Annotated in this window: 21 protein-coding genes; 6 read left to right on the forward strand and 15 right to left on the reverse strand. The window is 40.6% G+C overall.

Annotation, left to right across the window (positions count from 1 at the left end):
- Positions 1 to 33: 33 nt before the first annotated feature.
- The 5 genes from HPE56_RS02905 to HPE56_RS02925 form a co-directional block, all read right to left on the reverse strand.
- Complete coding sequence (locus tag HPE56_RS02905) at positions 34 to 930, reverse strand: mechanosensitive ion channel family protein (RefSeq protein WP_188242255.1); 897 nt, start codon at positions 928 to 930, stop codon at positions 34 to 36.
- 19 nt (positions 931 to 949) lie between these two features.
- Positions 950 to 1,357 (reverse strand): hypothetical protein, encoded by a 408-nt coding sequence (locus HPE56_RS02910; RefSeq protein ID WP_188242256.1) that lies wholly within the window; start codon positions 1,355 to 1,357, stop codon positions 950 to 952.
- 63 nt (positions 1,358 to 1,420) lie between these two features.
- Positions 1,421 to 2,281, reverse strand: a complete 861-nt coding sequence (locus HPE56_RS02915; protein ID WP_188242257.1) for a universal stress protein — start codon at positions 2,279 to 2,281, stop codon at positions 1,421 to 1,423.
- 2 nt (positions 2,282 to 2,283) lie between these two features.
- On the reverse strand, positions 2,284 to 3,132 hold the full coding sequence (locus HPE56_RS02920; RefSeq protein WP_188242258.1) for a universal stress protein: 849 nt from the start codon (positions 3,130 to 3,132) through the stop codon (positions 2,284 to 2,286).
- Positions 3,133 to 3,150: 18 nt separating this feature from the next.
- Positions 3,151 to 3,996, reverse strand: a complete 846-nt coding sequence (locus HPE56_RS02925; RefSeq protein ID WP_188242259.1) for a universal stress protein — start codon at positions 3,994 to 3,996, stop codon at positions 3,151 to 3,153.
- Between the two features lie 115 nt (positions 3,997 to 4,111).
- Here HPE56_RS02925 and trxA point away from each other — a divergent pair, with 115 nt between their 5' ends.
- A complete protein-coding gene (trxA, locus tag HPE56_RS02930) occupies positions 4,112 to 4,417 on the forward strand; it encodes a thioredoxin (protein WP_188242260.1) in 306 nt (101 codons plus the stop codon).
- A 5-nt stretch (positions 4,418 to 4,422) separates the two neighbouring features.
- Here trxA and HPE56_RS02935 read toward each other — a convergent pair whose 3' ends face one another.
- From HPE56_RS02935 to HPE56_RS02945, 3 genes are all read right to left on the reverse strand, one after another.
- A complete protein-coding gene (locus HPE56_RS02935) occupies positions 4,423 to 5,262 on the reverse strand; it encodes a universal stress protein (protein WP_188242261.1) in 840 nt (279 codons plus the stop codon).
- Between the two features lie 90 nt (positions 5,263 to 5,352).
- Complete coding sequence (locus tag HPE56_RS02940; RefSeq protein WP_188242262.1) at positions 5,353 to 6,405, reverse strand: response regulator; 1,053 nt, start codon at positions 6,403 to 6,405, stop codon at positions 5,353 to 5,355.
- Positions 6,406 to 6,411: 6 nt separating this feature from the next.
- A complete protein-coding gene (locus HPE56_RS02945; protein WP_188242263.1) occupies positions 6,412 to 7,656 on the reverse strand; it encodes a PAS domain-containing sensor histidine kinase in 1,245 nt (414 codons plus the stop codon).
- 159 nt (positions 7,657 to 7,815) lie between these two features.
- Here HPE56_RS02945 and HPE56_RS02950 point away from each other — a divergent pair, with 159 nt between their 5' ends.
- The 4 genes from HPE56_RS02950 (at position 7,816) to HPE56_RS02965 (ending at position 10,230) form a co-directional block, all read left to right on the forward strand.
- Positions 7,816 to 8,268 (forward strand): hypothetical protein, encoded by a 453-nt coding sequence (locus HPE56_RS02950; protein ID WP_188242264.1) that lies wholly within the window; start codon positions 7,816 to 7,818, stop codon positions 8,266 to 8,268.
- Between the two features lie 53 nt (positions 8,269 to 8,321).
- Positions 8,322 to 9,221, forward strand: a complete 900-nt coding sequence (locus tag HPE56_RS02955) for a DnaJ C-terminal domain-containing protein (protein ID WP_188242265.1) — start codon at positions 8,322 to 8,324, stop codon at positions 9,219 to 9,221.
- Positions 9,218 to 9,511, forward strand: a complete 294-nt coding sequence (locus HPE56_RS02960; protein ID WP_223170150.1) for a chaperone modulator CbpM — start codon at positions 9,218 to 9,220, stop codon at positions 9,509 to 9,511. Before HPE56_RS02955 ends, HPE56_RS02960 begins: the two co-directional genes overlap by 4 nt.
- A gap of 269 nt (positions 9,512 to 9,780) precedes the next feature.
- A complete protein-coding gene (locus HPE56_RS02965; protein ID WP_188242266.1) occupies positions 9,781 to 10,230 on the forward strand; it encodes a hypothetical protein in 450 nt (149 codons plus the stop codon).
- Positions 10,231 to 10,234: 4 nt separating this feature from the next.
- Here the strand turns inward: HPE56_RS02965 and HPE56_RS02970 are convergent, their stop codons facing one another.
- Positions 10,235 to 11,185, reverse strand: a complete 951-nt coding sequence (locus tag HPE56_RS02970; protein WP_188242267.1) for an ROK family protein — start codon at positions 11,183 to 11,185, stop codon at positions 10,235 to 10,237.
- 132 nt (positions 11,186 to 11,317) lie between these two features.
- Here HPE56_RS02970 and HPE56_RS02975 point away from each other — a divergent pair, with 132 nt between their 5' ends.
- Complete coding sequence (locus HPE56_RS02975) at positions 11,318 to 11,740, forward strand: hypothetical protein (protein ID WP_188242268.1); 423 nt, start codon at positions 11,318 to 11,320, stop codon at positions 11,738 to 11,740.
- Here the strand turns inward: HPE56_RS02975 and HPE56_RS02980 are convergent.
- The 6 genes from HPE56_RS02980 to HPE56_RS03005 form a co-directional block, all read right to left on the reverse strand.
- Positions 11,714 to 12,550, reverse strand: coding sequence for a universal stress protein (locus HPE56_RS02980; RefSeq protein ID WP_188242269.1), 837 nt, complete (start codon positions 12,548 to 12,550; stop codon positions 11,714 to 11,716). The two genes, HPE56_RS02975 and HPE56_RS02980, sit on opposite strands and share 27 nt — an antisense overlap.
- A gap of 32 nt (positions 12,551 to 12,582) precedes the next feature.
- Complete coding sequence (hpf, locus tag HPE56_RS02985; protein WP_188242270.1) at positions 12,583 to 12,882, reverse strand: ribosome hibernation-promoting factor, HPF/YfiA family; 300 nt, start codon at positions 12,880 to 12,882, stop codon at positions 12,583 to 12,585.
- Between the two features lie 374 nt (positions 12,883 to 13,256).
- Positions 13,257 to 14,603: a Gfo/Idh/MocA family protein gene (locus HPE56_RS02990; RefSeq protein WP_188242271.1), complete on the reverse strand. Its 1,347-nt coding sequence runs from the start codon at positions 14,601 to 14,603 to the stop codon at positions 13,257 to 13,259.
- Positions 14,604 to 14,722: 119 nt separating this feature from the next.
- A complete protein-coding gene (locus HPE56_RS02995; RefSeq protein WP_188242272.1) occupies positions 14,723 to 15,544 on the reverse strand; it encodes a sterol desaturase family protein in 822 nt (273 codons plus the stop codon).
- 234 nt (positions 15,545 to 15,778) lie between these two features.
- Positions 15,779 to 17,812: a transketolase family protein gene (locus HPE56_RS03000; RefSeq protein WP_188242273.1), complete on the reverse strand. Its 2,034-nt coding sequence runs from the start codon at positions 17,810 to 17,812 to the stop codon at positions 15,779 to 15,781.
- Between the two features lie 306 nt (positions 17,813 to 18,118).
- Entirely contained in the window at positions 18,119 to 20,935 is a 2,817-nt protein-coding gene (locus HPE56_RS03005; protein WP_188242274.1) for a TonB-dependent receptor, read from the reverse strand.
- Positions 20,936 to 21,144: the final 209 nt, after the last annotated feature.

Raw genomic sequence — 21,144 nt, forward strand, 5'->3', positions numbered from 1 at the left:
TCCCATATGATTGGTACAAGACCGCTTACACTTTTATTTTACGGCCACATCAACCTCAGGGATTTTCAACAATTGTAAGGTGGTCGAAGCCAAGACAACCTTGCCCTTTGTCGCTAAAATCGATTGTCCGATACTTTCAAACAGCTTGTCCTTGGTACTTCTCCTTAATTTATAATCAGTAATATACCTTAGATTGAGCTCGACCCAATTATCTGTTAAGTGCATGGCTATGGTTGGGTCCAATTTTGCGTTTTCTATGTAATAACGTTCAACCATTTTTTCCCAATTGGCTTTAGACTTATCCACATAATCGGCCAATAGGTCATTGGAACAATCCATGATGATATTTTTCGCCAATTCAACATCAGAATCAAAAGTGACAAGAATATTAAGTTCATCCCATACAAATGGAAAGTCCATAGAGTAGTTTTTTATTGGCCCCTTAAAAACAAAGGCATTACTTATTTTCACAATCCTACCGGAATAGTTATCACTACTCACCCACTCCCCCATTTCCATTATTGTGGTGTAAATACTATCAATATCGATCACATCGCCCATGATGTTATTGATCTCTATACGATCCCCAGGCTTATAGACCCTCACAAAAAAGATGTAGAAAGACCCTGCAATGCTTAAAATCAATTCTTGTAGGGTAAATGTGAGTCCAGCCGTAAAAAGGCCAATTATGATTGTATAATCCTTGACGCTTTCCATCGTAAACGTCACCAAGATAAGAATGGCGATAAGCAAATACCCTATGACTTCTATGCCTTTTTGGGCCTTATATCTAAAATTGACGTTTTCTAACCGTCTTTTGGCCAATTTCCTAAGGAACCCAATACATAAGACTATAAAAACAATCCATATTAAAAACCGTAGACCCTTAAGAATTAAGGGGTCCCCTAGGAAATCATCCAGTATTTGCATATTGCTCGTGTTTTAAAAACTAGGTTTTAAAATAATCGCGAACCAATTTCTTGACTTGGTTATCTGTCATACTATCGGCTTTAGTCACCGTTTTTACCTTGGTGGCAGTAAGTGGATGTTTTTTATCCAGATACTTCTTAAACCGTGCCGCCGTTTCCGCAGGACCAAATAATGCCAAGCTCTCAGTTTTCCCTATGGCTTTTACCAAGTTTTCAAAATACAATTTGTACTGATGATTTTCCCGTTCTAGATATTTACTATCCTGTACAACGTCTTGGGGTCCCCATTTCGCCGATTTTGTACCCGAACCTCCCGAAGGCCTATAGTTCTCTATTTCAGAAACAACCGTGTTAAACGTTTCGGAATCATTCTTAAGCGATACAATGTGTGCTTTCTCCTTATCGAGCCAAATACCAATATTTTCCATAATTCACGTTTTGATTATTATATTGAATATCTCGAAAAAAAACGCATGGTACAATGACCAAAATCAGGACTTACCGGGTATGACCAAGAAAGGGATATCGATATTGAAGGCCAGTTTCTTAATAATGGGCTCTTTCAGTAAATTCTCCAAAAATCCGTGTTCGTAGTTCACCATCGTAAGCATTCCTATGCCTAGTTCATCCAAAAAAACCTGTATAGCCTTGGTTTTACTTTTAAAACTGGGCATCCAATGAACCGTGTTTGGGGTCGCTTCCAAATAAGCCCTCAATGTTTTTAGATTGCTTTCCTGGACTTTTGACAAACGTTCCTCCTCATTAATATGCAAAATTCGTACGGCAGATCCGCAATGTGTCGCCAATGACTTTAAGGGTTCGATTACCTTGGCATTGTAGTGCCTTTTATAATCGGTGGCAAAGGCGATTTCATAGGGTACCTGAAAATCGGCATTCATAGGTACGGCCAAAATGGGACAGTTTTTAACCGATGCCAAAACTTTGGTAGTACTACTTCCCAAAAATACCCCTAAACCATTGGACCCTCCTTTGTTTCCCATAATCACAAGATCTATATGGTACTCGTCTATGGTTAGGGAAACCGCTTCGGTCAAATCCCTTTTCATTGGAATCAACTTATAGGTATGGTTCGGGCACTTATGATCTAAATTGATTCTATGGAAGGTACGTTTCAATTCTTCACAGGATTCGTCATTGAGTTGCTCCAGTAATCCTTTACGATGCCCATTACCATCAAGTGCATTTGTATTTCTGCTTACCAATGGAGTGCTCTCATTATAAACATTCAAAAGATAAAAATTACAGGTTTTGGACTTAAAAAGTTTTGAAGCGTAAAAGAGGGCATTGTACGCATCATTCGAAAAATCGGTTGGGATTAAAATATTCTGCATGGTCAATTATTTTTATGTGGTGGAATTACCAAAAATGGAATGGTCTGATGGAATCCCAATTTCTTAATTACTGGTTCTATGAACAATCGTTCCAAAAACGTATGGCGGTTCTGGATCATGACCAACATATTGATCTGTTTCTTTTCTTGAAAAGCATTGATTGCCGTCATAATCCCTTGATTGGGTTCTTCATGGAATAGATGTGGTGTTTTCCCTAAGATCCCATCCAATTTGGCCTTATTCTGCAACTGGGAACTGGTTAGGTCGTATCCTGAGGATACGTGCATTACCTGAATATTTGAATGATGAAGTTCTGCCAGTTGTATTACTTCCTGTAATTGCCCCTGTTGATAATCGATTTCAAAATCGGTGGGAAACAATATTTCCTTAGGCTGCTCAAATTTAAAACCAGGAGGTACGGCCAAAATAGGACAACAGCCCCTTTTTATGACATGGACGGTATTGGTTCCAATAAAAATCTCCTTGGCCCCCGTAGCCCCTTGAGTACCCATAATCACCAAATCAGCACCTTCTTTTTGGGATGTTTCCACTATTTCATCAACCAAGATATTAAAAGCCGAATGTACGATGAAGGTGTGTTTCTTGTTATTGAACTCCGAGATCAACTGCTTCTTCAATGCATTCAATTGGGTCAATGCATTTTCTTGATAAATATCGCCGAGACCAATCTGTCCGGGGCTGTGCAACACATATTCCGCCTGATAAATAGCCGGTGTATAGGTATGTAAAAGATAAAATGTACACGTTACATCCTTAAAAAGGTCAATGGCATAATTTATGGCATTATAGGCGTTTTCAGAAAAATCGGTGGGAAGGATTATACGTTTCATGTTCCATTTTTTTTAACATTATCTAAACAAATTCTGCATCACCAAAAACGGGATTTTAATATGCAACCCTATTTTATCCAAGGTTGATTTTGTCAGCATATCCTCTACAAATGAATGCCTGGTGTTGACCAAGACCAGCATATCGATGTTTTTGTGCACAATGTACTTGGTAATGGCGATGGTCTTATCCTTCTCCTCGGTCGTTTCAAATACCAATCTGGCTTTGGGAAGGCACTCCTTAAGAAATTGCTGGTTGTCCTCTTGTCTAAGTGTCAATTTTTTAATGGGGTCGATATACAGCATATGGATGGTCGATCTAAAGGAACCGGACATTTCGCACAGTAATTTTAATTCTCGCCTTTTGTAGGGTACCAAATAATTGGTAGGGAAAAGCAATTCTTTTGGCGCATGATAGGTATAACCTTCGGGTATGGCCAAGACCGGACAACTTATATACTTCAACACTTGCAATGTATTGCTGCCAAAGGTTAAGCTTCGATCATTGGTCGCCCCTCTTGTTGCCATAACAACAATATCCAGGTTTTCCAGGTTAACCAAGTCATTTACTTCGTCGATCAAGGAACCAAATGCGGATATTTTTTTATACTTGTGATGGGGGTTTGGATATTCGTGTTCAATCCTTTCCAATACCTCATTAAGCTTTTCTTCAGACTTTCGATGTGTTTTTTCCTTAAGCTCGTCCAAAAGGCTTCTTTTTGTTAAGCGATCCTGTTGGTAGACCTCATCGGCATAGGCATGCATGATGAAAATCTCACTTTTTTCGTACTTGAATACATGGCAAGCATATTTCAAGGCATTAAAGGCGTTATCTGAAAAATCCGTAGGAACCAATATCTTTCTCATGGCACAAGATGTTTTCGTTTTATCAAATTTAACTTTTAACAAAGTTTTAAACCATGACATTAATCAGTTGAATAATTTTGTCTTTGTATTACTTTGCAGTGTTAAATAATTTCCTATGAAAAGTAGTTTTACAAATATCATCAATTCAGAAACCCCGGTTCTTGTAGATTTTTTCGCTGATTGGTGTGGCCCTTGTAAAATGTTGGCGCCAATCCTCAAGGAGGTAAAGAAAGAATTGGGTGATGCGATCAAGGTCATTAAAATCGATGTGGATAAAAATCAATCCATAGCTTCCCAGTACCAAGTACGGGGCGTACCTACCATGATCCTATTCCAAAACGGCAAACAATTATGGCGACAATCAGGGGTGCTTCAAAAAAGGGATATCGTGCAAGTGATACAATCAAAAAGCCAATCATAAATCACTTACTCATGCAGTATTAGGAAAGGAATATCCGTATGATAACTGATTTTCTCCACTTTTGGCCGAAAAAGGATACGCTGGAAAAAATTAAGGTTTTTGGCCACCATGGTAATCATATCAATATCCCTGGATTCTGTAAAACACTGGACCGAAGTCTCCAAGTCCTCCCCTGTCAACGAATGGAAACTATGTTTCACATCCTGTAGGTAATCATTTAAGAATTCCTTGTTTTCCAATTGTTCGTCACTTAGTTTCTCACCTTTCTTTGAAATATGCAGTATATGCAAATCCGATTTATTCAAGTTGACCATTTCTATAAGCGTATCGAGTACATTCAAATCATAACCCAAATGATAATCCGTAGGAAAGGCAATTTCCCTAGGTGTTTTATAGACAGTATTCTCTGGCACGGCCAATAGCGGGCATTTGACTTTGGTCAGTACATCCCCGGTATTGCTTCCAAGGGTTACTTTCTTTAAGCCCGAAGCGCCCTTCGTTCCCATGATGATCAAATCTATTTTCCTATTCTCAACTTGTCGTTTGATAGCTTCAACAAAAAAATTATGTGAGGAAATGGTGGTATAGGAATGTTTGGTACTAGTGTCGAATTTTTCAATCTGGAACAATAATTTTTCCAGACTTGCCTTACTTTCAATCAAAACATTCCCTTCTGCCATTTTAGAGGAAACCCGTACGGATGTTCCCGCTCCTGAATAAGCAGGAATCGGGTTAATATGCAGCAAATAGAATGTGCATTGGACGTCTTTGTATAATTGGACCCCATACTTAAGGGCATTCCAGGCATTCTCGGAAAAATCGGTTGGAACTAAAATGTGCATCATTAGGTAAACATTTTGGTTTAAGCCCCAAAATTAAATCGTTACCCCCAATTAGTAAATGACCAGCATCATGTATCGTTATTCCGATACGCTTCAATAAATTCGGCTTAGGGACTCTTGATCCAGTATTCTTATGTTATGGTCTTCCATAGCAATCAACCCTTCCTTTTTAAAGCTTGACAGGGTTCGGATCAGGGTTTCTGTGGCCATACCTGCGACGCTGGCGAGATCGCTTCGTAAGATCTGTATGTTCCCTTGTTTATCGCGCTCAAGTTTATCGGCAAACTTCAAGAGGGTACTTGCCGTTTTCTTGCGTACGGACCCATAGGCCATTTCCAATAATTGTTTTTTGGCATCGGTAAGGTTTTCTGCCAATACATGCATTAATTCAAGGGCAAGGCTGTGGTTCTCCTGTAAGACCACCCGTAACTTGTCCTTGCTTACCCCAACCAATTTGGTATCCTCCATAGCGGTAGCATATTCCTCATAAACTTCGTGGGCCGACAGGGATGAAAATCCGAAGAAATCATCCTCTTTATAAATCGCAGTAATCAGTTCCTTTCCATTTTCATCCAATTTATGGGTCTTTACAATCCCTTTTATGATCAAATAGATCATATGGACATTACCTCCCTCGTGATAGATCTGCTCGCCTTGGGCGAATTCCAATTCATCCCCATTGTCATCCAAATAATTCTTGAATTCATGAATGGAGCAGATTCCCAAATCTATTTCCTCATCCTTTTCCGATTTTGAATTTTGGATCTCCTTTAAAATGGCAGCCCTGGCCAACCTACTCTCAATCGCACCAATGAGATCGGATTCTTCAAAAGGTTTTGTCAGGTAATCATCAGCCCCGAGGTTCATTCCTTTACGAATATCCTTTCGTTCCGTTTTGGCCGATAGGAAGATAAAAGGAATATGCTTTGTCGATTGATCTTCTGCCAACTGTTCCAAAACACCATACCCATCCAGTTCGGGCATCATGATGTCACAGATGATCACATCGGGTAAAATCTCCTTTGCAATCTTAACCCCTTTCTTTCCATTGGATGCCGTAAACATCTCATAATCGGAAAGTTCCAATAATTCAGCTGTATTATCCCTAAGTACGGGATCATCCTCTATCAATAATACTTTGCTCATCATTACCTAGTTTAATCCTGTATCTATTCGATTGTTGATGGGAAGCTCAACCGTAAAGGTCGTTCCCTCATTCTGTTTGCTATTAAAATAAATCTTTCCTTCAAGGTTTTCTATGTGATCCCTTATGATATTGAGACCAATGCCCGTTCCTTGGTTCAAAAGGGCATTCTCTGCCCTAAAATAACGTTCAAAAATATGTTTTTTATCCTGCTCCGGTATGCCGATACCTTGGTCTTGGATCTTTAGTACCATTTGACTTTCCCCAATCTCAATCGAAATATCTATATCGCTATCCTCTGGGGAATATTTTATTGAATTATAGAGCAAGTTAGTCAATATTAGGGTTACGATCTTCTCGTCTTGATGAATGATAATATCATCTATATTCTGCGGGTAATTGATATGTTGGCCTATCTTCAACAACATGTTGGCGTTGTATACTACCTCATTGACAATTTTACTTAGGGAAAACGTAGTGAACCCATAAATTTCTTTTCCTTTTTCCAGCCTTTCTATGGAAAGAAAATCGGTCAGGATACTATTTAAGTGCCTTACCTCACCAATGATTGTATTGATGTGTTTTAGGCGCTTTTCCTGATGGTGGGCTTCCTTATATTTGCCCACAAGTGTAGCAGAGGAAAGTATTCCACTCAATGGCGTCTTGAATTCATGGGAAACCAATGACAGGAATTTTGTCTTCAATGCCCCCAATTCACGTTCGCGTTCCAAAGCTGATTTCATCCTCATTTCCGCCTCTTCCCTCCTTTTGACTTCTTTTCTCAATTTGGCAACGGTCTCCCTCAATTCATAGGTTCGGGTCTTGATCTTTCTCTCGAGATGTTCGTTCAATTCCTGGATTTGCAAATCCCTATTACTAAGCTCGGTCTTATCGAATACCAAGGCAAAAACATAATGGGAACCCTCCGTATCAAAAGGATTAAGGCTTATTTGTACCGGAAATTCCACCTGGTCCTTTCGCAGGCCAAAGAGCAGGCGATCAACCATCATCTTACTGGACTTATGCGTGTTAAAAAACCTGTTTACATGAAAATCGTGATTATTGCGATGGGAATCGGGTACCAAGATGTGTATAGGCTGCCCAATAAGTTCCCGTTCCCCATAACCGAACATTTGATCCGCTTTGGAATTCGTGGCCACAATAACATGCTCTTGATTAATGACCAATATCCCTTCTGAAACCGCTTCGGAAAGCAAGTTGAAAATAGTATTGTTCTGCGCGAAATTCTTCATTCCTCTTAATAGAATTGCCTCAATTTGCCATTAGTCCTGAAAACAAATATAACCTTCCATAATTATAAAGTAAGTTACCGCATTAGCCATTTAGGGGTTATGATAAAAATCATATTATAAAATTATTTATAAGTTTAATTTTAGTCAAAATAATCTATTATGGGAAAACTGATTTCTTCTTTGGATATTTTGAACACAAGGGGTACATGGAACACCTACCTTAAGGAATGTGAACAATTAAAATCGAAATTAGAGTTACAAACCAAGGATATCCGGTTTTTACAACAACTATTGGATCGTTATTTCGATGAGATAGTACAAAATGAAAATTTGGATGAAGTGCGCGAGAGCCTGATGCGCTTCCAGGATCTATGTTATACCTGCGGCCGTTTAAAAAAGCGCTTGAAAGACCATCAAAATCGATTGGGTGGTATTATCAAGGGAGCATCGGACTATGACCCTAGGGCTATTTACAAAGAGCAATCTTTGATCAAAAAAAATATCATATCACTCATAACGGATTTTGTTGCAGTGGAAAAGGAGATTTTGATCATTGCCGACGGTGTCATCCAGGTTGGGAAAGATAACAGAAATGTACTTTATCAAGCCTAATATCGAATCCTTCGGTTTAACGATATAGAAACCTTACAAAGTGAACGTGGAAAATGGAATACATTGACTATTATAGTGTACTGGGTGTTTCAAAAAATGCCTCTGCAAGCGATATCAAGAAAGCATATCGCAAACTTGCCCGCAAATACCACCCCGATGTAAACCCCAATGACTCTGAGGCCGAACGCAAGTTTAAACAGATCAATGAGGCCAATGAGGTATTGGGTAATGCCGATAACAGAAAAAAATATGATGAATATGGCAAGGACTGGCAGCATGCCGATGAAATAGAAAAAGCAAGAAAAGCCCAACAACAAAGAGGCCCGCAATCCCAGAGTACCGGTGGCTTTGGGGAACATGATTTTTCAGACTTTTTCGAATCCATGTTCGGGGGAAGAACTTCCCAAGGTTTCTCCAGCGGTCGTAAAGTGAAGTATCGGGGACAAGACTACAATGCGGAACTTAAATTGTATTTAAAGGATGTATACACCCCCCATAAAAGGACTTTAACGGTCAACGGGAAGAATATTCGTATTACCATTCCTGCGGGTATAGAAAATGGCCAAACCATAAAAATCAAAGGCCATGGTGGTCCTGGACGTAATGGCGGACCCAAAGGGGATTTGTTCATCACCTTCTCCATAGAAAACAACACACCCTTCAAACGCGATGGCAATAACCTGTACAAAACAGTCGATTTGGATTTATATACCGCTGTTTTAGGAGGGGAGATTACCGTAACCACCTTCGATGGCAAAGCCAAACTAAAAGTGAAACCTGAGACGCAAAGCGGAACACAGGTAAAATTGAAAGGCAAAGGTTTCCCCATATATAAAAAGGAAGGACAGTTTGGTGATCTATATATTACCTATACCGTCAAAACACCCACAGGTTTATCTGTCAAGGAAAAGGAACTTTTTAAAGAGCTCGCCAATTTAAAAGCTACGAAATGATGGAACAGTATAACTATATTGAAGTAAAGGAATTTTGCTACAGTCATGGCGTCCCTGCGCAATTCATCCTACAGTTGCAGGATTTCGGTCTGATTGAAGTCGTCAAAAAAGAGGATACCGAATATATTCCTTTTGAGGAACTCCCAAAAGTGGAAAAAATAGTTCGCCTACATGATGACCTGAATATCAATCTTGAGGGAATCGAGGTCATTCACCAACTATTGGATCGTATAACGCAAATGCAGAACGAAATCATCTCCCTAAAGAACAAACTCGACTTCTACCAATAACAGGCGATACCCCACCTGTATGCACTCCACCTCCCCTAGAATTCATTTTTTGGAAGGGTACGATAAAACAAAAGTCAGGAAACCCCTTACTAGGTTTGTCCAAAAACCAAGCCCTTCCGCCACGTGTTCGATAATTTAACGAAGTGTTATGCTATCGGCTATATTTAAACCCTTAATTTCATAGGACATCATGATAAAAATCATAAAACATATTAATGATAGAAGGTAACTTTAAGTAATGGCACAATGCCGATTAAAACAATACGCTCATGGAAAATTATAGAACTAGACCAAAGGGTGATTATATTCAACAAACAGATTGGAATGAATTATATGTTTTGACCAAGCATTGGAAATCCGATTTGACCTTCTACCAACAAGACCTGAAATTTCTCCTTAAGTTATTGGACAAATATTTTATCTGGATTACAACAAAGGAGAATCTGGATGCTGTCAAAAAAATTGGAGAAGGCATATTAAAGGACAAAAAAATGGGGGACCAACTCTTAAATAGGGTCGATGGACATCTTACCCATATTGCCCAAACCATAGAAGACCCATTTAAGCATGACACCCGATTATTCCGTGAAGAACATCAGGAACTTGAAGACGATATCGCCAAATTCTATAAAACAGTACGCAGTAATAGAAAACAAGTGTTTGCCATAACGGAACACATCGTTGACGTCGAGAACCTAGAGCATTTACTTGAGGAATAATGCCTTACGAAACATAGGACCATGCCAATGCCGCAGGCCCCAATATGGCCGCATCCCTAGGCGCATCGGATAGGTAAACCTTTATTTTTCCCTTATAGGCTACAAAGAGGTTTTTCTCCATGCTTGCCTTAACAGGTTTTAAAAGAATATCGCCAGCCTTGCTAAGTCCGCCAGCAAGAATAAAAGCCTCAGGGTCTAAATGAGCCACTGTATCGGCCATTTTACGACCCAAAATCTCTGCTGTGATATCAAAAGCCCTTAGGGCCAAAGCATCGCCCTCTAACGCTGCCTTAGCGATAGCTTCCCCTGTCAAGTCCTCAAAACTAATACTGCGTAGCGGGGATGCCTCGCGCATTTCCGCAATGAGTTCAAAAACCGTACGCTTTATTCCGGTTACCGATGCATAGGTCTCCAAACACCCCTGTAAGCCACAATTGCAATACCTACCATTGGGATCCACATTCACATGGCCTAACTCACCTGCCTGGGCGTGTTCCCCCAATAAAAGTTCACCATTCACAATGATACCACTGCCTAGCCCCGTTCCCAAAGTCAATACCACAAAATTGCGCATGCCTTGTCCCAAACCAAATTTCAACTCGCCCAAGGCTGAGGCATTGGCATCATTTGCAATGTAAACAGGTAGTCCCAATGCTTCATTTATTGCCTTTACGATAGGGGTTTCCTTTCCCCAATTTAGATTGGGTGGATTCTCAACCTGACCCGTCAATGAATTGGCATTGGGAGCGCCTATCCCAATGGCCATGGGCTTATCCTTGGCATTCAAAGAACCCAGTAATTGTTTTATATTGGATAGTAATTCCTTTAGATAAATGGCAAAGGGTTCTTTAGATTTTGTGCTAAAAACCGCGGAATCCAGAATACCCCCATTTTTATCCACAATACCAATCTTTGTATAAGTACCCCCGATATCAATAGCCAATACAGTATTCATAGCTCATAGTTTTAACGATACAATTTACATTAAAAAGATTGATTTATAAACTGATACAAATCAGCCTGAACATCATAAATTAAACGTATACTTATCGCTTTAAAGTACAACCCTAAATGAATTGGAACGACCATGGAAAATAGCAAGGACTCCCTGAATCATCATCTAGGCATCTTATTTTATGCCGTGGCCATGGCGGATAAAAAAGTGCATGAAAAAGAACATGGAATGCTTAAAAAAAAGCTATCCGAAGCATTGACACAACCAGAGGAAAATCCAGAAGACCTTACCCGTCATGACGCTCTTGCCATTGAAGGGATTTTTACCCGTATGCAAAAAATCAACGCAGAAAGCAGTACCTGTTTTAATCAGTTTTGTGACTATTTCGATAAGAACCAATCGCGCTTTACCCCTAGATTGAGAAAATGGGTATGGAACATCGCACAGGCCATTGCATCATCATCTGCCCAAAAGAACAAATCGGAATTAGTGCTTCTGGGCAAACTTAGATTACTTTTTGAAACCCAATCACACTCGGAAAGTGATAACGGGTAAGTCGGCCCTATTCGCAATATCCTCCCCTACACTACCTTTAAAAAAGTGTGCAAGCCCTTTTCTCCCACGGGTAGGTAGTGCGATAATATCGGCATTTATGGTTTGGGCGTAATTATAAATACCCTGTTCTAAGCTATAATCATTGAGAATGGTTACATTTTCCTTGGCGGGTATTTTACCGTGATGCGCCACACCCATAAAAACCGCTATTTGTTCCTTAATTTCCTCGGTACTTTTAAAATATTGATTGGGCCTGTTTATATAGACTTTATGTACTTCAACATTCAGCATATCGAAAAACTTCAAGGCCTTATGGTACACTTCCTTATGTTCAACCCCAAAATCGCTGGCGAACACCGCTTTCTTGATGTCAAAATCGGTCCTTTTCTTTTTGATGACAAGCACAGGTACCTCACAATTTCGAACCACCTTTTCGGTATTCGACCCTACGAATAGTCCACTGATACCGGTTGCCCCATGGGACCCCATTACCACAAGGTCTATCCCATGTTCCTTTACCACGTTGTTCAATTCGTTGAAATCCTTATAGTTCTGTACAATCTCAAACATCTTAACCCCTTTTAGAAAGGGCTTATCCAAAAATTCATTGAATCTTTTCTTGGCCAATTTCATATAATATTGGGCCTCCATAAATTCCTGGGCTTCATTCTTTGTGAAAATAGCCTCCGAAAGGCCCAGCATATGCAATAAGATTAAATCGGCATCGATTTTTTTAGCCAAATGGGCTGCAACCTCCAAGGCATTTTCAGAGAATTCAGAAAAGTCAACCGGTACGAGTATTTTCTTCATAAAAAATAATATTAAGGTTTATACAATTGGTATTAACGCTTATTCATAACGGCTTTTCTCTTGTTCAATTGTTTTTCAAGGTCTTTAATGGTATTTGCAGCCGCCTTTTCAAAATCATCCTCATCAGACCGTGCAAAAATACGGGGTCCAGGGGCACTGAGTTCCATTTCACATATTTTACCCTTGCCTGTGGGGTCATTTTCCTGTTTAAAATAAACTTCCGCCCGTATTACCCATTCAAATTTTGCAGCAAGGCGATTTAATTTAATGGTTATTAATTCATTCATTGCTTCACTGGTAGGCATTTGAACATACTGAATGTTGATTGTCATAGTATATATGGTTTTAAGATTTACATAAAGCTATGATTTTTACAAAAATGAAACCATGACAAATATCATTATACCAAAATAAAACACAAGACATACCTGGTGATTTCCGTCCAAGTTGTACCCTGCCTTGTGTACATTGCGCCTATGACCAAACGCAAATCATTTTCGCCCGGTAAGGAGGAGTTTCCACCTTCCCTTGTCCGTACCCCCCAAAATTACGCCTCTGGGTTGTTGGATCAAAAATGTACTTGAGGTCTAGCTTTTTTTAACGTTATTTAAATTGGATCCGAAGACATCATTGCAGCCAAAAAAAATGTCCCTGCCAAAAGCAGGGACAATCGTAACATCTTAAAGTATATAGGATGATGGTTACCCTACATCACAACAGTCTTCCCTGGCATAGGTATATTATAACTACCATCCGCATTCGGCTGTACCGGTGCGGGCGAGGCCCAGGTCAATTCGTCAGGCACCAATTTCAATTCTGATTTCATAGCCTCTTCCCATGTGATAATCTGTCCGGAATAGGTAGCCATTCGCCCTATGATGGCACTCATGGTACTGTTCGCCCCATTTTCGGCATTACTGATTACCCCTCCACTCCTAATGGATGCAAACAACTTATCATGTTCCACTTGGTAAGGATTAGCATCGTCCTTGCCCCTATGGTTGAATATAGCGTTCCCGTCCCAATCTTTCATTTCCACATTGTCACCTGCCGTAGAGACAGTCCCTTTTGTTCCTTGGAAAAACTCTGCGACCCTTCGCATCGTATCAGGTTGATGCCTGCACTGACTTGCGACCACAGCCCCACTTGGATAGGTATATTCAACAAAATGATGGTCAAAAATCTCCCCATGGTCTTTACCGGTCCTAACCTGTCTTCCTCCCATACCTTGGGCAGAAATGGGGGTTTCCCCAATGAACCAATTGGCCACATCGATATTATGTATATGTTGCTCCAGAATATGATCCCCACACAACCAATTAAAATAATACCAATTACGCATTTGGTATTCCAATTCGGATTGACCAGGTTGTCGCTCTCGTACCCAAACACCAGAACTGTTCCAATATACTTGCCCGGAAACTATCTTACCTATCTTGTTTTGTTTCAATTGCTCTAATGCGGCCAAATAACTCGATTGGTAGTGTCTTTGAAGGCCTACGACCACGTTCAACTTATTCGCTTTAGCTTTTTTTGCCGCTGCCAAGACCTTGCGAACACCGGGAACATCGGTGGCCACAGGTTTTTCCATAAACACGTGTTTACCTGCATCAATGGCATACTCAAAATGTTGGGGCCTAAATCCTGGAGGTGTGGCCAGGATAACCACATCGGCAAGATCAATTGCCTTCTTGGCTGCGTCAAAACCCACAAATTGATGCTCTTCCTTTACATTCACCTTTTTGGTCTCTCCCATTTCCTTGGAAATATTCATAAGACTACTTTTAAGCCTATCCTCAAAAGCATCTGCCATGGCAACCAACTCAATATTTTCATCGGCCCTCAGGGCCTGTACAGCGGCACCGGTTCCACGGCCACCACATCCTACCAAGGCAATTTTCAATTTCTTTTCATTGAATACATTCACCATGGCATCCATCTGAAACGTTGGTAATACCAAAGCTCCGGAAATCAAAGCGGTGTTTTTGACAAAAGTTCTCCTAGAATTCGTACTACTCAGCAATGTTTTCTTTGGGTTACTAGTTTTTTTCATACTATCGGTTTAATTTATACGGTCGGTAATGCTTTTATAAAGCATAGTTCAATTTAATCATAAAAAGCTTTGAAATGAACATATTAGCCTTGTTTTTTAAAGGCTTTACCACAAAAACATCATATCTCCATGTTGTTTTTTTTGTAAACAAATGGCACTTTCAATTGATACAGGATATCATTTGATTTATCATTATCCAAAATATCCAAGCCATATACGATGTCTTTGGGATTATGGTATACAAAGGTGCCAAATGCCCTATCCCATAGCGAGAAGATATTGCCGTAATTGGTGTCGGTCCAAGGCACTTTATGATGGTGGTGGAATTTATGTGTGTTTGGTGAAATAAAAACCAAGCTAATAATCTTATCCAACCAAATCGGCAGGCTTATATTGGCATGCGAAAAATACGTGAACAAAATGGTCAACACCCGGTAAATCACATAATACGCCAAAGGTAACCCCGCGATCACAATAGCCAGCAAGGCAAAAGTCTCCCTCATGACAAAATCTATCGGGTGATGTCGGGTACCCGATGTCACATCGATATTGGTATCACTATGGTGCACCATATGGAATCGCCACATAAACCGAACTTTATGCAGCATAAAATGCACGACGTATTGCGCTAAAAAATCCAACAACATAATGGCCAGGACCAATTCTACCCATACCGGGAATTCGACCAAGTTCAGTAATCCAAATTCATTTTCTTCCAACCAGTTGAAAATACCTAGGGTAGCCAGACCAAAAAGAACATTGATCAAAATCGTTGAAGAGAGTAAAATTAAATTTGGCGTAGCATGTGCCCATTTTTTATAGTGGAATCTCCTGAGGGGATAAGCCCCTTCGAAGAGCCAGAAAACCGTTAACAGACCTATAATCCAAATCAATTTTTGGAGGCTGGTCAAATGGGTGAAAAAATCTATGATTGCATCCATAATCGCGATGACATATTATTGAATATCCAATTTTTAGGCTCAATATAATTCAAAAAACCAAAAAAATAATGAATTTACTGCATATTAATAAATATACAGGTACCATATCTCCATTGGAAATAGCCCATATCCTTAAAGAAGGGAAATAAGAAACAAAAAAAGCGGCCTGGATTTATGATCCAAGCCGCTTTACAATAATATTTACTGATTTTTAAGGCGATATACGCTTTAGGATTACTTTTCCAAAAAGGCCAAAACCTCGTTATATACCTTTTCCCCCGTAAATCCGAATTTATCATCCAGCACTTTTGCAGGTGCCGAATATCCGAAATGGTCCAATCCGAAAACCTTGCCATTGGCGCCAACCAAAGCCTCTAGGTTTACCGGCAATCCGGCTGTAAGTCCAAAAACAGGAACCCCCTCGGGTATAACACTGCTTTGGTAAGCCTTAGACTGTAGTCTAAAAATACCTTCAGACGGAATGGATGCTATGTTTATTTTTAAATTCTTTCTTTCTTCCAACAATTGCGCTGCCTCTATCAATGTGGATACTTCCGAACCATTGGCTACCAAAACCACATCCGGGTTAGCTGTTTCCTTTACCAAATACCCTCCTTTTTCAGCTTTCAATGCCTCGGTATATCGGGATCCCGTTAGGGAAGGCACATCCTTGATCCCTTGTCTGGAAAGGATCAAACCAGTTGGTGTCTTTGAATTTTCCATAGCCATTTTCCAAGCAACGCTGGTTTCTTGGGAATCGGCGGGACGCAAAGCAACAAAACTAGGGTCGCCACTATGGTTTTTCAATTTTTCCAATAAACGGATCTGGGCCTCTTGTTCAACAGGCTGGTGTGTTGGACCATCTTCCCCTACCCTAAAGGCATCATGGGTCCATACGAACTTCACAGGCAACTCCTGGATACAACTTAATCGTATTGCGGGTTTCATATAATCCGAGAATACAAAGAAGGTAGCTACGACAGGAACAACCCCACCATGTAAGGCTATACCGTTTGCCAAGGAGGTCATGGTCAATTCTGCCACCCCTGCTTGTAAGAATGCCCCTGAGAAATCCCCTTTTTTCAAGGCATAGGATTTCTTCAAGAATCCATCGGTCTTATCACTATTCGATAAATCCGCGGAAGAAACAATCATGTTCTCAACGTTTTCGGCCAAATAGGCCAGAACATTTGAAGATGCCGCCCGTGTTGCGAGTCCGTCTTTATGTGCTACCGATTCAAAATCCAACTTTGGCAATTCACCGGAAAGAAAACGATCCAATTTAGCGGCCAATTCCTTATTTTCCTTTCTCCATGCGTCGATTTCGTTCTTTTTCTCCTGGGCATCGGCTTTCTTTCGGGCCACTATACCCTTATAAAACTCTTTTACCTCAGCTTTTATCTTAAAAGGTTCACTGGGATCGACACCGAGATTCAACAATGTCTTTTCATAATCCGCACCAGTCTGTCCGATGGGCTGTCCATGCAATTCGCAATGGCCTTCGAACATACTTCCATCAGCCGTAACACAACCTTTGCCCATTATTGTTTTACCAATAATCAATGTAGGCCGCTCAGTTTCGGCATTTGCCTCAGTGAGCGCTTTTCTGATCGCATCGTGGTCGTGACCGTCAATGGTGATTACTTTCCAACCCCAAGCCTTATATTTCATTTCGGTATCCTCTGAGGTTACCTGATCGGTCATTGTGGATAATTGAACATCATTGGAGTCATAGAACATAATAAAGTTATTCAGGCCTAAATGCCCTGCAATCCTACCTGCTCCCTGGGAAATCTCTTCTTGTACCCCACCATCGGAAATAAAACCATATATTTTATGGTTCATCCAATTGCCAAAACGGGCCTGAAGGAACTTGGCGGCCACAGCTGCCCCAACACCCATGGTATGCCCCTGTCCCAATGGACCGGATGTATTTTCTATACCTCTTGCAACATCAACTTCAGGGTGTCCTGGTGTGATCGACCCCCACTGTCTGAAATTCGCGACATCATCCTTACCATAATTACCCAACAAATAGTATTGGGCATACATTAGGGTTGACAAATGACCTGCATCCATAAAGAAACGATCTCTAAAGGGCCAAGTCATGTCACTTGGGTCATAGTTGAAAAACTCCGAATATAGGATATGCATGAAATCGGCCCCTCCCATTGGACCACCTGGGTGTCCTGAATTTGCCTTTTCAACCATAGCCACTGCCAGAGCCCTTATATTATCAGCCGATTGCAGATTAATTTCTTTGTCCATTTGATGTTTTTTCTAAGAATTATCAGTTTATCTTTTTATCTCAAATTTTTGCTAAAAAATTCGCACAAATCTAACTTTTTTTATTGTTTTACTGATTAATATACCCGTAAAAACTGTTTTTTTTAATATTCACAACAAGAGCCTCTTTTTTTGTGCAATCCGTAGGCCTATAGTTTATTATGCCTTTGGCCGTTCGCCCCAATCCATGGATTTCATATAACGATTTCGTATTTTTTATATGTTACAGGAAAGCCCCCCTTTTGTGGTGAAGGTCTTTACCTCCCCTTAATAGTCAATCAGCAAAGCCTAGAACTTGTAATCCAAGCTCAAATAAGTCCCCCTGGGCAATACCGGAACAACAATAAAACTTGCATCGGGATTCGCTTGAATATAGTCCGCAGTAGCACTATTGGCACTTGACCCAAAATTATTGGGACCAAAGAAATTGGCAAGCCCCCCGGAATTGAAAAGATTGGTGACCTCTAGGTGTGCAGAAAGGTTGTTGTTGATTTGAAAGCCCACTCCTGTATTAAAAATACTATAAGCTGGTAATTGAAAGGCATTTGCAACGTTTCCTTCCCGTTCCCCCATAAACTGCCATCTATAATAGCCGTTCCATTTATCCTTGTGATACGCAACCCCTAAGTTGAACATTATTTTGGGGTTATATGCCAAGGTGTTCCCCGAATAATCCACAATAACATCATCTGACCTATCCACAGAATCCGAAGCGTCATAAACCGTCCATTGCGTAGCTTTTGCATTTTGCAACGATCCATTAAAAGTAAACGCAAGATAGGAAAGTGGTGTATAGGCACTTTCCCATTCTATACCAACCGTGCGTGAATCATTGAACTGTACCGGGGCGTAAAATACACTACCATCCTCGGGGTCAAATTGAAAATCCGCAATACCGATGTTCCTCAATTGGCTCCAAAATGCTGTTGCCATAACGGAAAATTGGTTGGTTTGGCCCTTAAAGCCCATTTCCAACTGGGTGATTTCCTGCACCTGTCCTTTTTGATTGATGGGCACCCCGGAGAAGTTATTGAAATAATAATTCAATTCCGGTGCCTTATTACCCGAAGAGAAACGGCCAAAAATACTGGTATGGTCATTGACCGCGTAATTCAATGCCGTTGAATAGGACAAATAATCATACTTAAAATCGAAACTATCCCGTTCACTCGAAGGCATTAATATACCATTGTCATAATCTGTTATTGGATTACCGTCATATCCGCCTTCCCTTTCAAAAGGAACCGCCTGATCTTTGCTTCCTTTATGACCAATGGATTCATATCTCCATCCGATATCAACATGTAAACGTTCGGACAATTTCCATCGATCATTCGCGAAAAATGCGACCTGAGCCACGTCAGCCCTTGCATTATCGAAAAATAAACCTCCGTAATTACTTAATCCATTGGAATCGGAAAGGGCAATCACAGGTTGATCTGGATTTTCAAGGGTTACCTGTAACATCCGGGGATTGGGTTCATAGGTCACATAACCAAAGCTGCCTTGGGTAAAAAGGGATGTATTTGAGAACCCCAATCCCAAACCAAAGGTAATATCATGATTATCAGTCAATTTACGAATGGTCATTTTATTCATCCATTCATCACTCTTGTTCTGTTTCAACCAAGAAGCCGTACCCATAATCGCATCATAAGGCAATGTGCCCGATCCTATATATGCAAAGGATTCCCCCGTTAAAACGCCACTATTGTCCAAACGCGCCATTTCCTCTCCAGAAACCGCATCGTTAAAAACTACCTGACCTATCGGAAATTGGGCTCCTGAAATGAAATACGCCAAAGGATCGTCCAAAGAAACGAATGCATTACTAATGGCCGTTTGCCAATTGGCATTCTTATGGGAATATTTTAGATTGAAACGCACGGACCAATCCATTCCTAAATCCTGTAAAAATTCAACACCGAAGGCCTTATCCTGGGCATGAACACCTTGGGAAGGGTCAAAACGTTCCGTAGCGCCCTCACTCAATCTTCTTCCATCGGGAACATCGGCAGAAAAGGCTGGCATCAATAAAGCCGTAGTATTAAAATCCTGACCATAGGCCGCTATGGGATCATCCCAATTCTTAGCGGCTACCCCAGTATATCTGTTTGTAAAATCATCCAACAACTTACCGTAGAATTTAATAAATCCTTTTTCATGTTTTTTTATAAGGTTGAATCGCAATTGTCCACCTTTACTGAAAGTGAAGTTGGTATTCCTAGCCCCTTCATCCTTACGGTAATGACCCCCAATATTGAAAAACCAATGGTTACCCATCGGCCCTCCTAACCTACCATCGATCCTGGACATGGGATTATTGTCCCCTTGCAGTCCTCCCTGAATACGAATTTCACCTCCAAAAACATCACTAGGACCTTTGGAAATAAAGTTATAAATACCTCCAGGGGCATTTAGAGCCGTAATTGCGGCACTACCTCCCCGTATGGCCTCTACCCTATCGGTATATAAATCCGCTCGATGAAAGATATCAGGTCCGTAATAGGAATGTTGCACCAAACTTACCGGCAACCCGTCTTCTTGAAGCGAAACATAATACCATCCCATATCATCCTCTGCAGAAGCCGAAATACCCCTTGTATAGACCTTGGTGAAAACTTCACCTGCAGATGCATCTGTAAAAGTCCCTGGAATTGCCTGTAATAAATTTGCTGTCCCGCCTAAAATCCTATGACTTAAACCATCGGCATCCAAGGTGCTAATCGCTGTAGAGGAGGAAAGCTTGCTCCGGGGTTCAAAAGTTCCGGTTACCACAACCGTCCGTAGGGCCAGAATATCGTCCTTCAATACGATGTCCACATGAACATCATCCGTTTTTATCCCTATTTTTTCTACATAGCCCTTCGTTCCCAAATAAGATATGGACAACAGATATTCGCCGGATTTCAAGTTGGACAATTCAAATTCACCTTGGTCATTCGTAGTAGTGGAATAACTCCCTGGAACAAGTTTAACATGTGCCCCCTGATAGGGCTGACCCGCTTTATCTTCTACTACACCCCTAACACTGTATTGGGCGAATACCCTGTTCTGGGCCAATAATACCATGAATAAGAAAAAAGGAAGTAAGACTTTGGGCATTTTGGTTTTTTCTAAGAAGCCAAATATAGTATAAACCTTACCTATTATCTAAAGAAACAACACCTTATAGCGCGAGTCAACCGATGACGTCCCAATCGCTAAAAACTCTATTGGTTCCTCCTTTCCTTTTGTCGCTTTTCCAAAAAGTAATCGTTGGCAACTCTAACAAATTAGCATTGTTGCCATCCAGCAATATGAAGTGTTTCGGA

It is taken from the genome of Maribacter aquimaris (genome assembly GCF_014596745.1).
Taxonomy (GTDB): Bacteria; Bacteroidota; Bacteroidia; order Flavobacteriales; family Flavobacteriaceae; genus Maribacter_A; species Maribacter_A aquimaris.